The organism is Chitinophaga sp. MM2321, assembly GCF_964033635.1.
Lineage (GTDB): Bacteria > Bacteroidota > Bacteroidia > Chitinophagales > Chitinophagaceae > Chitinophaga.
Genome location: NZ_OZ035533.1, coordinates 3,887,606 through 3,901,794 on the forward strand (window position 1 = coordinate 3,887,606; position 14,189 = coordinate 3,901,794).

A 14,189-nucleotide genomic window follows, 5' to 3' on the forward strand; every position below is an offset into this window, starting at 1 on the left:
TTACTTTTTGTGAGACAGGGAAATCTCCACACGCCATTCACTTCCGCTTCCTATATGATGTACCTCCGCAAAGCTGTCCTGATTCAATGCAAAAGACAACTGCATTAAGCTATTCAGATACGCCAGCGGTTTGCCTTTGGCAACGGCGCCGAAAGTTTCGCTATAGGGTGCATCTACGACTGTTACCTTTTTATCGTTATGAAAGAAAGAGACATGCAGGTTATCGCCATACGCGGGTTTTAGCTGGTTAAACAATTCCGCCGGGATGTTCGTCCAGATATTGCCATATTGTATATCCAGGATAGCGATGTTGCCTTTTAGCAGGCCGTTTTCCAGTACAGGTTGTTGAAAAGGAATGGTTACTACCCGATTTGGTAAAGGCGGGCCTACCTGTTCAAAGGTAATAGTGCCGGCAGCCAGTCGTGCAGCCGTATAGGCGTATACATCTCTTCCGTGAAAGGTATAGGACTTGCCGGAGTCTTTACGGCGGTTGACGGTTTCATCTATTTCACGGATGGCTGCAATGCCCAGTGAAGCAGCTACCAGCGTGAGTGTACCGTTATCCGGTGTTACAATAAACTGGCCGGTATTGGTTTTGAGCACGACCGACTTCCGTTCTGTACCTACACCCGGATCTATGACGGATACGAATACGGTGCCTTCCGACCAGTAAGGAACGGTTTGTTCCAGCCGGTAAGCAGCTTCCCATATATTGTACGCAGGAATTTCATGGGTAAGATCATATAGTTTCAGATCTGGCGAAACACGCATCGCCACACCTTTCATAGCGGCCACTGCGCCGTCCTTCAGACCAAAGTCGGATTGAAAGACAACCATTTTATTTTGTGCAAAAACAGGGATGGTGATGAGCAACCATAACCCCAGGCATATTCTTTTCATTATAACGGATTAGTTATATGCAGGCTATTCGCCTTTATCATATATGCAAGTGATTAAAACGAGGATCAGGCTTACCAGTGACGTAACTGTTCTGATCGTATTTAACCACATGATGGCATGATGGATGTTTTTAGTTGATATAGCAGGGTATTACACCTTACATGCGACGGAGCCAATCAACTATTTACTAATAAATGGCTTATGTAATACTGAAGCTTTATTCATGGTTTGTTGTATCTTATACAGGTCGGTAGCCATTTCAAAACGTTCTTTATAACTCCGCTTTAACCCTTCCTTTAATAGCTCTAATTCAGCCTTATCAAATGTGTCTTTCCTTTTTTTCATGACATAATGATTTAAAAAAAATCAGTTATGGTTAAATGAACAGGCAAACAATGAAATTAATAAAAAAAGAGAAACTATTTTCTCCTTCTCAGCACCAGCAACTCCCTAGCCTCCACATCCAATGCTTCCGCTATTTCGAATAAGGTTTCAATAGAAGGTTGTGTGGTGTTGGTACACCATTTCGATACGGTATTTACACTAACCCCGATTGCTTCAGCTAACCATTTATTTGCCTTTCTTTTTTCGGCTAGTACAACTTTGATCTGATTGAATACTACATCACCCATAAAAACGCTTTTAAAGCATATTTTTCATCAATTTAGGGATATTTAAATTCAATATATTTTGTCAAAAAATCCCTTATTTAGATATTTATACCTATATTTAATTATAAAATATCCCTTAAATGAATATTTTATCATAAATTCGTTTGAACCAAAAAAACTTCATTGATATGAACAGTTCTTTTCAACCCCACCACTCAATATTGATTCACTCCCACTTCTCCGAGGATGAACACCGCGATCCCGTACTGGCAATAGACCGTTTCTGCCAGTTCTTCCCCCAGGTGAAGGCACACAACTTACTTTGGCAGTGGTTATCGGAAACATTAACCGCAGAAGGCACTGAATATGATGATGTTAACAGCCGGGCGGATCTCCTGTTTTTCTACAGTGAGTTGATCCGGTTGCTGGATACTAATTACATCCTGTATTGCAATAAATTGGCAGAAAAAGGAAATGCAGCACAAATCAATGAAGTACAGGCTATGACCTTCTGATTTTGACCATTTAACTCCGAATTTTGAGTGCTGAACTCAAAACCTGGAGTTCCAAACATCCAGCGTTGACATCTGAACGCAAAGTTTGGACTACGGAACATCCAGCATCGACTTCAGCACTGAAAGTTTTGACCTAAGTATATCAACCGTTGGTCTCTGAACACAACATTTGAACGTCAGAGGTACAGACTTTGCGTTCGAAGGCCAACATCCCCCTAATAAAGAAAGCTCCGGGAGAAAATCTCCTGGAGCCTTTCATTTGACGGCGCAACTACGCACCGTTAGCCCGCGGATTCACTGGTGGCCTTTGCCCGCAGCGTTCGCGGAAAACGCTGCTGTAAATCTTCGAAAATGGCCTTTGCATCCGGTACGCTCATCCTGGCGGCTTGCTTCACGGTGTTGTAGTAAGCCAGTGCCATCACATAGGCTTCGCTGCCGCTGAGCATAATGGTGTCGTCCAGGTTGCTGGTGAGCTGTTCGCAAATACGCAATAGCGGGGTAAGGGCCGTCACTACGTTCAGGTCCTTTTCCAGTTCTGCTACATCCATGTAAGCAGGGGTAAACTGCGGGTTGCTTTTGCTGTAGCCCAGGTTTTTGGCTACAAAGGAGATGGTTTTGTCGCCCATTTTAGCCAGCCCCTGGCGGTCGGCAGGGGTGAGTGCATGCACGTACGGTTGCAGTAATTTGCCGGCAGCCTGTAAGTGGTCAATGGATTGCTGCAGTACATCCGCCGGGATGACAATGGAAATCTGATTCTGGTTGCCCATAATAGATTGTTTTGGAGGTGAAAAATAGAAATGAATATATAAGAAAGACATGGAGAACTTTCTGACCTTTTTGTTCATTTTGATAATTCCCGAATCTTTTTCGTTCATTTTGAAAAACCGGGAAAATGGTGTTCATCTTTCCCAAAAAAACTGCATAGCGACAAATTTTCAGTACTTCCCCACAAAAAAGCCTTCAGATCATACGACCTGAAGGCTTCTTTACAACTCACCAACAATCCCTTTATCAGGGCTGCTGATGCGATCTTTCCTGCAACAGCCAGGCAGCAACTTCCTGCTTTAGACTGTCAGGGAAATGATTATAGGTATCCGGATGCCGGAAAGTGAGCTTGTCTGCCGCTTTCATCCCCTTATATATCACCGAAACAGCAGCTACGGTTTTCTCCACGCTCGCCTTCGTATGATGCCGGTCCTTTTCAGGCGCAATGATTAATAACGGCCGCGGAGCTACGCAGCCCAATATATCTTCAAAATCTACCGGTATATTATTCTCATGGCCCACAAAAAAACCAAGACGCGGGATCAATCCATGCAGGTGGGAGAAATGCCTGATGCCTTCCGTGCCAATATTATCATGCCGCAAAGAACTGAATGCAGCCACCACTGCTACTCCTTTTACACGTTCATCCAGCGCCGCTGTAAGCAATGCTACCGTACCGCCCAATGAATACCCCGCGAGGTAGATATTGCTGGCATCAATGAATGGCATCCTTACACTGGCATCGTTGATAATACCCCGCGTGTCTGCCACCATTTTGCCCATAACAGACCAATCCGGATAACGCTGATAAAAGTTGGCCGCTTCCTCCACACGGGTGCCAAATCCGGGCATATCAAAAGACAACACCGCATATCCCTGCGCGGTAAACTGCCGGATCACCGCTTCACTTCTCCTATGCGCACCGGTAGCATAAGCATACTCATGTAAAAAGATAACTAATGGTAACTTCCCTAACACCGAATCATGCGTAACAGCACTGGCGGGGAAATAAATAGTTCCCCATAAATCCTCTCCCAAGGCGCTATAGGGGCCTATTTCCATTTTCCGTACTCCACTGGCAAAAGAAGGCTCCCCAATCACCTCTGCGAGGTAATCATCCGGGTATACCGCATTCTTAAAAAGAGAACGTGACAATGGGTTATCCGTCAACACACCGGGAGGTTCGTTGCCCAGCAGCCACCGGAGCCGCTTCCTGATAGTATCCTGTTGTGCAGGAAAAGATTTGGCAGAAAACGGTACGGCTGATTTACTACCTGCTACCGGAAATTTCAATGGGTCAATCTGCTCTTTACTCCGTTGTTTCCATTGTTCAAAAGAATAGTTGTTATACAATTTATTCTCCGGCGGTGTTGCTCCACGATGAAAAATGTAATCGAAAAAATCAATAAAATTCTCCACATCCCTGGCGGAATGCTGGTGCCGCCCCTGCCGGAAATGAACGGCGATATTATTTTCTGCATGCAGGAACTGGTATGCCTTTCCAACTGATTTATAAGATTGCTCAATACCCCAGGGATTGCCCTGCCCTTCTGTGATGGCAGATACGATCATCAATCCCCTGGGCGCTATCAATGACATCAACCCATTCTGATCCACCGGTAATTTTTGTTCCCTGCCACTGAATAAACGCAGACGGGGAGAAAACCAATAGGGAAAATTACGGGTGATCTCTTCCACTGATTCAGAATCGAAACGCTCATCCGAAAACCGGAAAGTACATTCCCCGCCTGTTCCCCCGCTGCTACTCACCACCGCTTTTATACGTTCGTCAAATGCCGCCGCCATAAGCGATTGCTTTCCATTACGCGAATGGCCGGTCAGTGCAATACGGGCTGTATCCACTTCCGGTAGCTTATACAGGTAGTCCACCACACGCGACGCGCCCCATGCACGTTTCATGAGCGTTGCAAAATCATAACCGGGATAAACCTCGGCATAATTCTTTGTGTCATCCTTCACATCTCCACCTGCGTAGATACATCCGATATATCCGCGGCGTACGGCAATCTGCGCCCATCCCCGATGATTCCATTGGGTCATAAAAACCGGCAGCGGTTTATTCGAAACCGGTATCATCAACTCCACCGTCATTTTGGCTTTGTTACCCGGACCGAAATACAATTCCACCGTACGGATCTTTACCTGGTTTTCAGTTTTTTCTGACAACACTTTTACCTGTATGTTTTCCGGCGCCGGCGGAACCGTTCCCGATACCCACTGCTGGTATTGCTCCCTGATCTCCGCCCGTTTCTCCTGCCACTGGGCACTGGATTTCACAGGAATGTTCTTACGTCCTTCATCCAGCACCAACGGGTCCGGTAGAAAAGGAATGGAAGGCAGCAAATCGATACCGGCCGAATCCATTTGCGGCGCCTGTGCCAATACAGCCGGGCAATATTTACTGAGATAAGCAACAGATAAAAGTAGTAACGCGATATACTTTTTCATGAATGATATTTTGAGTATAAGTCTTTGTTTATGCTTAACAACAAGCCACCGGGTTCATACCTGCTAAAAAGCCGGATACCCCGGATTCTGCACCAACGACTTATTCACGTTCCATGCTGCCAGCGGAATAGGTAATAAAATGGGTTTTACCGCCAGCCAGGGTTTACTATCCACATCAATCTTTGCAAAATCTGCGCGGTTCTTCCTGATAAAATCAATAAAACGATCCCTCCTGTTAAGATCAGAAAATGCACCGGATGGTTCCCACACAAATTCAAAACGTCTTTCATTAAAGATAGCATCCAGGGTTTTGTCTTTTGCAAGATTCAGTGGCTTATCGTCCAATCCTGCACGGTTCCTGACCTTGTTCACCAGCTTCATCGCATCTTCAGAACGGCTTTCTTCATTCAGTGCTTCCGCATAATTCAGCAACACCTCGGAATAACGCAGTATCGGGGTATTAAGTCCTGAATTCACCACAGATGCCTTTTGCCAGTACTTTGTAACGATGTAGCCTGTTTTCGTATACCCATTCGGGAAAGCCAGCGGCATCACAAAATCCGTCATTTCCTGGTGATGTTCACCAGGGCCGATGATCACACCCCAATAACGCTGGTCTTTTATCTTCCCGGTCTGATCTCTCTCGAAATCATTGATCCATTTTGTTTGTGGAACAAAATTACTATTCGCCCCACGGCCAATAAATTCAGCCGATGCTCCCCTGGGAGCAGATCTCACATCCAATCCATTTCCTTCAATACCATTGTTCAGCGAACTGTATTGTGTTGAAAATAAAATCTCCTTATTATTTTCATTTGTTTCAAGAAATACACTTCTGAAATCAGGGAGTAAATCGTAGGCTTTGGAATTGATAACATCCTCGCTGGCTGTAATGGCATCACCCCATTTCTCCTGCCACAGATAAGCTTTCACCAGAAAACCAAGCGCCGCACCTTTTGTAGCCCTTCCCACATCATTACTATTGGCCCATACAATAGGCAAAACAGCCGCCGCATCTTTTAAATCAAGTTCTATCTGTTTCCACACATCTGCTACGGGTGAACGGGGAATGTCCAGTTTAGAAGAAGCATTCAGCTCTGTAATCACCAATGGTACGCCACCAAAATAATTGACCAGCTTTAAATAAAAGATACCTCTTATAAATTTCGCCTGACCTATAATGCTTGCCTTTGCCCCGGCTTCGAGTTTATCCATTTGCTCCACTCTTCCGATCACAAAATTGGCCCGGGCTATGCCCTGGTACAGGCCCGCATAGAGCTGACCGATATACAGGTTGTTTGCGGGCAAACTTAGCATTTCCAATTGCACGCGGGGCGTGTTCTGATCCTGTTCATACAGGTCGCCGCTCATGGTCCAGTCCAGGTTGGCGGCATCCACCACGTTTCCGAAAGTGGATTCATCCTGCAACTGGGCATATACGCCGATCAAGGCAGACTGCGCATCCGATTCTGTTACAAAAAAGTTGGCATCTGTCAGCACATCGGTGGGTGTGAGGGTGAGAAAGTCTGCTGTACAGGATGCCGTTGTCATGATCACCAGGAAAACGGCTATATTTTTAAATAATGAGTTCATGCTTTTTAGATTAATGGTTAAACTAGAAACCTACATTTATACCTGCCATAAAAGTTCTTGGCTGTGGGAAAACCCCTGTATCAATACCTGAATTCAAAGGATCTGTGCTACCCACTTCCGGGTCAAATCCTGAATAACGGGTAAAGGTGAACAGGTTCTGGGCGCTCACATACAAGCGTACACTTTTGAGTATGCTGGTAGATGTTTTATGGATTATCCCCGCAGGAAGATTATAGCCGAGTACAAAGTTGCGCACCCTCATATAATTTCCGTCTTCCACAAAAAAGGAGGATGGGTTGGCATAATTTCCGTTGGCATCAATGTATTTTAATCCAGGCTGATTGTTGATTCCACTACCCGGCGTCCAATGGTTTAAAACTTCTTTCACACCATTCACGATGCCATTTCCATTAAAATATTTCATCGGGAAGTTGGATACTTTATTAGCGCGATAGATCTGATTTCCTGAAACGCCCTGCAACATGAGATTACAATCAAATCCTTTGTAGGAGAAATTAAGGTTTACACCGTAAGTAAAGTCAGGCCACGGTTTGCCGATGATTACTTTGTCTTCATCTGTCAGTACGTTATCTCCGTTTACATCCCTGTACCGGAAATCACCCGCAATAGCATTGGGTTGAAAAACCTTGTTTACATCTCCGTCTTCCTGGTAAACACCTTCCACAACATAACCACGGTAATACCCTATCGGCTGTCCGGCTTTTGTATAAGTCATATTCATGCTGGTACCTGCCAGGGAAGGCCCTACAATCGGCTGGCCTACACCTAAGCTGGTTACTACATTTTTTAGTGTAGCCACATTGGCACTCACATCAAAATGAAAATCGCCTATATCATCCCGGTATCCCAGTAATAATTCCAATCCACTGTTCTTTACACTGCCGCCATTAACGGTTGGCGCATTCTGAAAACCTGCTTCAATAGAAACGGGGAGGCTGATCAACATATCTTTGGTGTTCTTTATAAAGTAATCTGCTGTCAGGTAAAGCTTTTCATTAAAAAACGATGCATCAATACCGATATCTGTCTGTTCGGTTGTTTCCCATTTGAGATCGGGGTTTCCTGGTCTGATCATGGTGGAACCGATGATAATATTTTGTCCGCCTGTACCCAGTACATAGTTATCAGCATTGGCGCCGCTTCTGATCGTACTTAAATAACCAAAGGCAGGAATAGCGTCGTTGCCGAGCTGGCCCCAGCTACCGCGTACTTTCAGGTCGCTGATAATGTGGGAAAACGATTTCATGAATGATTCTTCCGACAACCGCCAGCCTGCCGATACAGCGGGGAAATTACCCCACTTGTTGTTGGGTCCGAAATTAGAAGAACCGTCGCGTCGAAGACTTGCAGAAACTAAATATTTCCCTTCAAAGGAATAATTGATTCTACCCAGGTAAGAAGCTAATGTAGAATAACTATCGGTACCATTAGCGGTACGCAGACTCACATCACTGCCACTGATCACTTTCAATGATTCATTCTGAAAACCATTGCCTCCGGCAGAAATCCAGCCGTTCTTGGTACTCTGGGCTGTTTGTCCGACTACTGCAGCGATGCTATGATGTCCGAATGTTTTTGAATAAGATAAAATATTTTCAATCAGCTGTGTTAACCCCTGATCATATCTTTCAGAAAGCGTTGCCCGCGGATGAATATAGAATCCTCTTTCCGCTTTTCCTTCCCAGGAAGTAGTGCGGTTATTATTGGCATCAATGCCAATGCTGGTCCTGAATTTCAATCCTTTGATGATTTCATATTCACCGAATGCATTCCCATAGATCCTGAAATTTTTCAACTGGTTATCGATAGATGCAGCTTTTAATATGGGATTATCCCCGTCTTTTGTATAGAAGCCTCCTGGTCCGAAGAAAGCAGAATCACGGTTTAATGTGGGGAAGAATTGTTGCGCGAGATTAAAGATCCCCCCTTGCATCGCATCCGTATTCTGACCTTTGGATTGCGTAGCTGCAAAAGCGAGTGAACCTCCAAAAGTGAGTTTATTACTGGCTTTCAGGTCAACGGTAGCCCTTCCGGTATAACGTTTATAGGAAGTTTCGATCATCGTTCCATCCTGATCTGTGTAGCCGAGCGAAAGCCTGGCCTTTAACTTCTGTGTGCCGCCTGAAAAGCTCAGGTCATAGTTCTGTAAGGGTGCATTCCTGAAAATCTCGTCGATCATATCGGTACCTTTCCCAAAAGAAGCAGGATTGGCCCATTCCGGATTTGGTGTCAGGCCGGAATTGGTGTACAGCTCATTTGCCATCGTGGCAAATTCCTGTGCATTCATAAATCCCGGTTTCCGCCACAATTGTGTGAAACCCGTGTAGGCATTAAAGTTAACATCTACCAGTCCATCTTTTCCCCTTTTGGTGGTAACGAGAATAACACCGTTGGCAGCGCGGGAACCATAAATAGCGGCAGCAGCGGCATCTTTTAATACTTCTACAGAGGCGATGTCATTTGGATTGATAATAGACATGCCGTCTACCTGGCTGGAACTGCCGGGAACAGACATACCGCCGCCATTGATAGGAAATCCGTCCACCACATACAAAGGCTGATTGCCGCCGGTGGTACCGATTCCCCGGATACGTACAGAGGAAGCAGCGCCGGGAGCGCCACCCGTTTGCGTGATGAATACACCCGGAACTTTACCTGCCAGCGAAGCCGTAAAACTATTGGAAGCTGTTTTGGTAAGGTCTTCCGCTTTGATAGAGGCAATGGCGCCCGTCAGATCTTTTTTCTTTTCCGTGCCGTATCCCACTACCACTACCTGGTTTAAGCCGGTGTTGGTAGCCTCCAGTCCGATGGTGAGGGCGGCGCCGTCATTTACGTTTATTTCTCTTTTACTATAGCCAAGACAGGAAACCACCAATACCGCTTTATCTGGTACAGACAAAGTGAACTTACCATCTACATCAGTGGTGGTACCGGCAGTACTTCCTTTTACCTGTACCGTTACACCTACCAGTGGTTTACCGGTGGCAGCGTCTACAACAACGCCCTGTACATTAATGGCCCGGTCCACCGCCGGAATAGCCGCCAGTGAAAGCCTGGACTTGTTACTCGCCCGGATAAAAATTGTTTTACCGAGAATAGTATATTCCAGTTGCTGATCCTTCAGGGTTTTGTCCAGGGCTTTTTCCAGGTCAACATCCTTCAGGGATACCGTGATAACAGGGGCTTTGCCGATATCTACATTATTGTAAAAAAATGCATAACCCGTTTGCAGCTCAATGGCAGCAAAAACTTTTTCAAGTGGAATACTTTTACCATAAATGGTCACTTTCTGGGAGAAGCCCGTGGCGCTTGCTCCTAAAAAAGCGAGTAGGATAAAAACGACTGTTAGCTTCATAGTGAGCAGGAGTTGTCGTAGGGTGAAAGGCAGCAAAAATTGCCTCTTACAGCTGTAAAAAAAATGCATACTTTTGTAGTGTTTTGGTTAAACAATAATTGCCATTCCGGGCATTTTTATTAGCTTGACCCAAGCGCAACCAGGAATGTTCCCGCATTCCTGGTCTTTTTGAGCCAGCCTTTATGTTGCTATCGAAAATGCTGATTAAGGAAGTATAATAACCTTCCGGTTTGCTTCAATACTAAAATGTGCTTTCGTTTGTGCCAATCCGTTAAGTACCTGTGCTAAGGTTAAGCTTCGGTCTATTCTCCCCGAAAACTGTTGTTTATTATTTACATCTGGTGGATAAATAATTTCTACGTCGTACCACCTGGAAAGTTGTCGCATAACGGTTTTCAGGTTATCGTCCCTGAAAACAAAGAAGCCGTTTTTCCAGGCTACTGCATCTGCTACGTTTACATTTTTCAGCAACGTGGTTTCCCCTTTTTTATTCACACGGGCCTGCTCTCCCGGTTTCAGTGTAATACCTCCAACTTTTACTGATCCTTCCAGCAGGGTGGTTTTCATCTCGGGTTCTTCCGTATAGGCATTTACATTAAACTGTGTGCCGAGATCTTCAATCAGTTGGTTGTTTGCCAGTATCCTGAAAGGCTTTTTTTCATTGTGTACTACTTCAAAATAGGCTTCGCCGGAGAGTTCTACTCTTCTTTCATTACCGGTGAAGGCCACCGGGTACCGGATAGATGAAGCGGCATTCAGCCATACACCGGTACCATCCGGTAATACCAGGCGGTATTGACCGCCTTTGGGGGTGGTGAGTGTATTGTAGCCCATGTTTTTATCCGGCTTCCCCGTTGCATATTGCAGCTCTCCGTTCTGTTGGCGGATAGCGATATTACCCTGGCGTATCAGTTGATTACCGGTACTATCCAGCGCCACCACCGTTCCATCAGACAGGGTAAGCAGGGCCTTGTTGCTACCGGGGGCAATATCGATTTGTGTGGCGACAGGCTCGCCGGGAACCGGCGCCGTTCCTTTCTGGAAGAAAAAATAAGCCGCACCGGCTACGGCCAGTACGAGTATGGAAGCAGCTGCCCACCAGCGGGTAAAATCCCTGCGGCGGGGCATTGCTACCACCCTGTCGTCACTGTCATCCATCGCGCAGATCCTGGAAAACAGTTCCTGGCGGCGCATAGGAGTCATATCTACGGTACCATCTTCCGCTTCATAGATATCATCAATCATATGTTGCAGAAGCGTATCATAGTGGCCGGTCCGGATCATGGCAGCCAGTTCCATCCATTCCTCGTTATCCGCCTCATCGGCTAAATAACGATCCATTAATATTTTAAACCGTGTATGATCCATAATATACCCCTCTGATAAATAGAGACGATTGAGTGCGTCAATGGTACGGGTCAGTCAGAAAATATTTTTTGAGCGCAGCAATGTTATTGAAAAACGGCGGCCAGTACCTGAATGGTAATAAGTCCTGCGAAGGTGTCTGAATGGGCATTTAAATACTGCCTGATAGCTTGCAGGGCGGCGGTCAGATGCCCCTTGGTGGTACTTTTGGAGATAGACAGGGATTGAGAGATTTCAGCGATGGACAGGCCCTGTATGCGCACCATTTCATATACCTGCTTTTGCCTGGGCGGCAGTGTATCAATGGCGTTTTGTAGTATTTTATATGTCTGGGAAGTCCGTACACGGTGGTCTGTATCATCGATCACCAGCTCGGCACCGTTTATTTTTTTCCTGTATTCCACTTCATTTACCAATTTCCGGAAGCGGTCAAATATCAGGTTCCTGGTCATCGTAGCAATGAAACTATTGAGGCTGGTTACAGTTTCCATCTCTTTTCTTTTCAGCCATACTTTCATGAAAATATCCTGCACTATTTCTTCTGCCATAGCATGATCTTTCAACATCTTAATTGCTGTTCCCAATACCTTTTTCCGGTAGTGGTCAAAGATCACGGCAAAAGCATATTCACTATCTTTTGCCAGCAGTTTCAGTAATTCTTTCTCATTATGTACGATATCATGCTGCATGCTCCTTCCCCGGCTGTCTTCCTGTTTATGGAAATATTTTGGCTGATAATACAGCTAAAAATAGTTAAATACCCCAATAAATGCACTTAAATATTTTTACACCCTGGCTGTTACGGCCAACAAATACAATGTCATGGAACTGGCTGTTGTATCAATCCACCGGCGGTAATCTGCAATGGCAGCCAACCGCAATTCTTCCGTGATATAGTTGTCTTTCACCAGTTGTAGGCCCCGTGTTTCGGCTACCTTAGCCCATATATCGAGGTCGCCTGCAAATGCCGGATCGCCCTTTACCGCTTTTTCTGATAAATCATTTATGGTGATCGCTTTCAGTCCTTGCTGTTCAAAGATTGCTGCGAGGTGATCAGCGATCTGATTATCCATACCGGCATCAGCCCTCCACCGGAGAAAGGCGGTATAAAATACCTGCATACTTTCAGGAATCCCTGGTTCCCATTGGATTTTTTCATGATTGTAATCCAGTATGGTCAAACAGCCGTCTTTATCCAACAGCTGTATCATTTTTGCAATTACGGGTGCCGGGTTATCCACCCATTGCAGTACGCGGGCGGAGGTGATTACATTAAATTTTTTCTCCGGGAGATAAGTATTGATATCCGCCACTTCAAAATTAATATTACTTTGACCGGCGGAATGCTGCTTCGCCAGCTCAATCAAATGTTGACTGGTATCTATTCCAGTAACCTGTCCACCAGCTCCCACCAACGCACTGATACCAATAGTAATGGAACCGGAGCCACAACCTACATCCAGCACGGCATCGCCCGGCTTAACAATATCAAGCAGGTTACTATTTGAATTATAAATATTTCTTCTATCGAGAACAGCGTTGGTTCCCGTGGGCATGGCAGCTCTTTTGGATGCTTCGTTCATACTGAATGGGCTTGGTTCTACAAGTACCAATTTATACAAATAAAAAGAGATGCCCGGTAATTAAAGTAAGGGGGGATGGGTTTTTGCTATGCATTTATAAATTTCTCACCTGGTGTTAATGTTATTGCGTGGCCCCATTTATAACTTCTACTTACAACTCAAACAGACAACCGGTAAATTTTACTGCAATTTGTTCCCCAAAGTTTAGCCTTTTCCGTTGGGCTTAAAAAAGCAGTACTTTCTTCTACAATAGCGCATACCTGCGAGTAGGAAGCACCGGTAAGACATACCGGCCAATCGCTTCCGAACATTACCCTGTCTGTTCCGAAAATATCCAGCACAGTGGTCACGTACGGTTCAAAATCAGGTAGCTTCCATTGGTGCCAATCGGCTTCCGTTACCAGGCCGGCCATTTTGCAACTCACATGATCCAGGTCTGCAAAGGCTTTCAAGTCTCTTTTCCAGTCATCTACCAATTGATCTTTAATAAAAGGTTTGGCAAGATGATCAATAATGAATGGCTGATCAGGGAATTTTTTTACAAATTCCAGCGCCGTTTTTATATGTTTCGGGTAAATCAATATATCATAGGTATATCCATATTTGCGGAGCAGCGAAATTCCCCGGCAAAAATCTTCCTGTAATAAAAAATCGTCGTTGGGTTCTGCCTGCACAATATGCCTGAACCCTTTCAGGTTTTTGAAAGATGAAAAGTATGCCAACCTTTCTGCTATATCTACCGCCCGGAAATCAATCCATCCCACTACACCTTTTATGAAAGGATGTTTGTCTGCAAGTCCCAGTAGGTACCGCGTTTCCTGCTCGCTCTGATCTGCCTGTACGGCCACGCATCCATCGATACCATTTTCCTGCATCAGCGGCCATACTTCTTCCGGAGAAAAATCTTTTTTTATAACATCCATGGTATCATCAATCCAGGCATCCTTCACCGGATCGTAGACCCAGAAATGTTGATGGCTATCAATTTTCATCGCTGTAAAATTTAATACTG

The 14,189-nt window shown here is 45.2% G+C and carries 12 protein-coding genes; 1 reads left to right on the plus strand and 11 read right to left on the minus strand.

The window, feature by feature from the left end:
* From ABQ275_RS15010 to ABQ275_RS15020, 3 genes are all read right to left on the minus strand, one after another.
* The gene (locus tag ABQ275_RS15010) at nt 1-900 is read right to left on the minus strand and encodes an S-adenosyl-l-methionine hydroxide adenosyltransferase family protein (protein ID WP_349313960.1); all 900 of its coding nucleotides are present in this window, start codon (nt 898-900) and stop codon (nt 1-3) included.
* 180 nt (nt 901-1,080) lie between these two features.
* On the minus strand, nt 1,081-1,245 hold the full coding sequence (locus ABQ275_RS15015) for a hypothetical protein (protein ID WP_349313961.1): 165 nt from the start codon (nt 1,243-1,245) through the stop codon (nt 1,081-1,083).
* 74 nt (nt 1,246-1,319) lie between these two features.
* Complete coding sequence (locus tag ABQ275_RS15020) at nt 1,320-1,532, minus strand: helix-turn-helix transcriptional regulator (RefSeq protein WP_349313962.1); 213 nt, start codon at nt 1,530-1,532, stop codon at nt 1,320-1,322.
* A gap of 167 nt (nt 1,533-1,699) precedes the next feature.
* On the opposite strand from ABQ275_RS15020, the gene ABQ275_RS15025 reads away from it, so the two are divergent.
* Nucleotides 1,700-2,026, plus strand: coding sequence for a hypothetical protein (locus tag ABQ275_RS15025; RefSeq protein WP_349313963.1), 327 nt, complete (start codon nt 1,700-1,702; stop codon nt 2,024-2,026).
* 281 nt (nt 2,027-2,307) lie between these two features.
* Here ABQ275_RS15025 and ABQ275_RS15030 read toward each other — a convergent pair whose 3' ends face one another.
* From ABQ275_RS15030 to ABQ275_RS15065, 8 genes are all read right to left on the minus strand, one after another.
* Nucleotides 2,308-2,793, minus strand: a complete 486-nt coding sequence (locus ABQ275_RS15030; protein WP_349313964.1) for a hypothetical protein — start codon at nt 2,791-2,793, stop codon at nt 2,308-2,310.
* A 244-nt stretch (nt 2,794-3,037) separates the two neighbouring features.
* On the minus strand, nt 3,038-5,260 hold the full coding sequence (locus tag ABQ275_RS15035) for an alpha/beta fold hydrolase (RefSeq protein ID WP_349313965.1): 2,223 nt from the start codon (nt 5,258-5,260) through the stop codon (nt 3,038-3,040).
* A 63-nt stretch (nt 5,261-5,323) separates the two neighbouring features.
* Entirely contained in the window at nt 5,324-6,853 is a 1,530-nt protein-coding gene (locus ABQ275_RS15040) for a RagB/SusD family nutrient uptake outer membrane protein (protein ID WP_349313966.1), read from the minus strand.
* Nucleotides 6,854-6,875: 22 nt separating this feature from the next.
* Entirely contained in the window at nt 6,876-10,229 is a 3,354-nt protein-coding gene (locus ABQ275_RS15045) for a TonB-dependent receptor (protein ID WP_349313967.1), read from the minus strand.
* A gap of 204 nt (nt 10,230-10,433) precedes the next feature.
* Nucleotides 10,434-11,570 carry a FecR domain-containing protein gene (locus tag ABQ275_RS15050; RefSeq protein ID WP_349313968.1) on the minus strand — a complete coding sequence of 379 codons (1,137 nt, stop codon included), beginning with the start codon at nt 11,568-11,570 and terminating at the stop codon, nt 10,434-10,436.
* A 110-nt stretch (nt 11,571-11,680) separates the two neighbouring features.
* Entirely contained in the window at nt 11,681-12,283 is a 603-nt protein-coding gene (locus ABQ275_RS15055) for a sigma-70 family RNA polymerase sigma factor (protein WP_349313969.1), read from the minus strand.
* A 96-nt stretch (nt 12,284-12,379) separates the two neighbouring features.
* Nucleotides 12,380-13,177 (minus strand): methyltransferase domain-containing protein, encoded by a 798-nt coding sequence (locus ABQ275_RS15060; RefSeq protein WP_349313970.1) that lies wholly within the window; start codon nt 13,175-13,177, stop codon nt 12,380-12,382.
* A gap of 158 nt (nt 13,178-13,335) precedes the next feature.
* Nucleotides 13,336-14,169: an amidohydrolase family protein gene (locus tag ABQ275_RS15065; RefSeq protein WP_349313971.1), complete on the minus strand. Its 834-nt coding sequence runs from the start codon at nt 14,167-14,169 to the stop codon at nt 13,336-13,338.
* Nucleotides 14,170-14,189 lie beyond the last annotated feature (20 nt).

Excerpts from the sequence above, each read along its gene's own strand:
- ABQ275_RS15050 (WP_349313968.1), bottom strand. The coding sequence starts at position 11,570 with ATGGATCGTTATTTAGCCGATGAGGCGGATAACGAGGAATGGATGGAA.
- ABQ275_RS15065 (WP_349313971.1), bottom strand. The coding sequence starts at position 14,169 with ATGAAAATTGATAGCCATCAACATTTCTGGGTCTACGATCCGGTGAAG.
- ABQ275_RS15015 (WP_349313961.1), bottom strand. The coding sequence starts at position 1,245 with ATGAAAAAAAGGAAAGACACATTTGATAAGGCTGAATTAGAGCTATTA.
- ABQ275_RS15030 (WP_349313964.1), bottom strand. The coding sequence starts at position 2,793 with ATGGGCAACCAGAATCAGATTTCCATTGTCATCCCGGCGGATGTACTG.
- ABQ275_RS15025 (WP_349313963.1), top strand. The coding sequence starts at position 1,700 with ATGAACAGTTCTTTTCAACCCCACCACTCAATATTGATTCACTCCCAC.
- ABQ275_RS15020 (WP_349313962.1), bottom strand. The coding sequence starts at position 1,532 with ATGGGTGATGTAGTATTCAATCAGATCAAAGTTGTACTAGCCGAAAAA.
- ABQ275_RS15060 (WP_349313970.1), bottom strand. The coding sequence starts at position 13,177 with ATGAACGAAGCATCCAAAAGAGCTGCCATGCCCACGGGAACCAACGCT.
- ABQ275_RS15035 (WP_349313965.1), bottom strand. The coding sequence starts at position 5,260 with ATGAAAAAGTATATCGCGTTACTACTTTTATCTGTTGCTTATCTCAGT.
- ABQ275_RS15045 (WP_349313967.1), bottom strand. The coding sequence starts at position 10,229 with ATGAAGCTAACAGTCGTTTTTATCCTACTCGCTTTTTTAGGAGCAAGC.
- ABQ275_RS15040 (WP_349313966.1), bottom strand. The coding sequence starts at position 6,853 with ATGAACTCATTATTTAAAAATATAGCCGTTTTCCTGGTGATCATGACA.
- ABQ275_RS15010 (WP_349313960.1), bottom strand. The coding sequence starts at position 900 with ATGAAAAGAATATGCCTGGGGTTATGGTTGCTCATCACCATCCCTGTT.
- ABQ275_RS15055 (WP_349313969.1), bottom strand. The coding sequence starts at position 12,283 with ATGCAGCATGATATCGTACATAATGAGAAAGAATTACTGAAACTGCTG.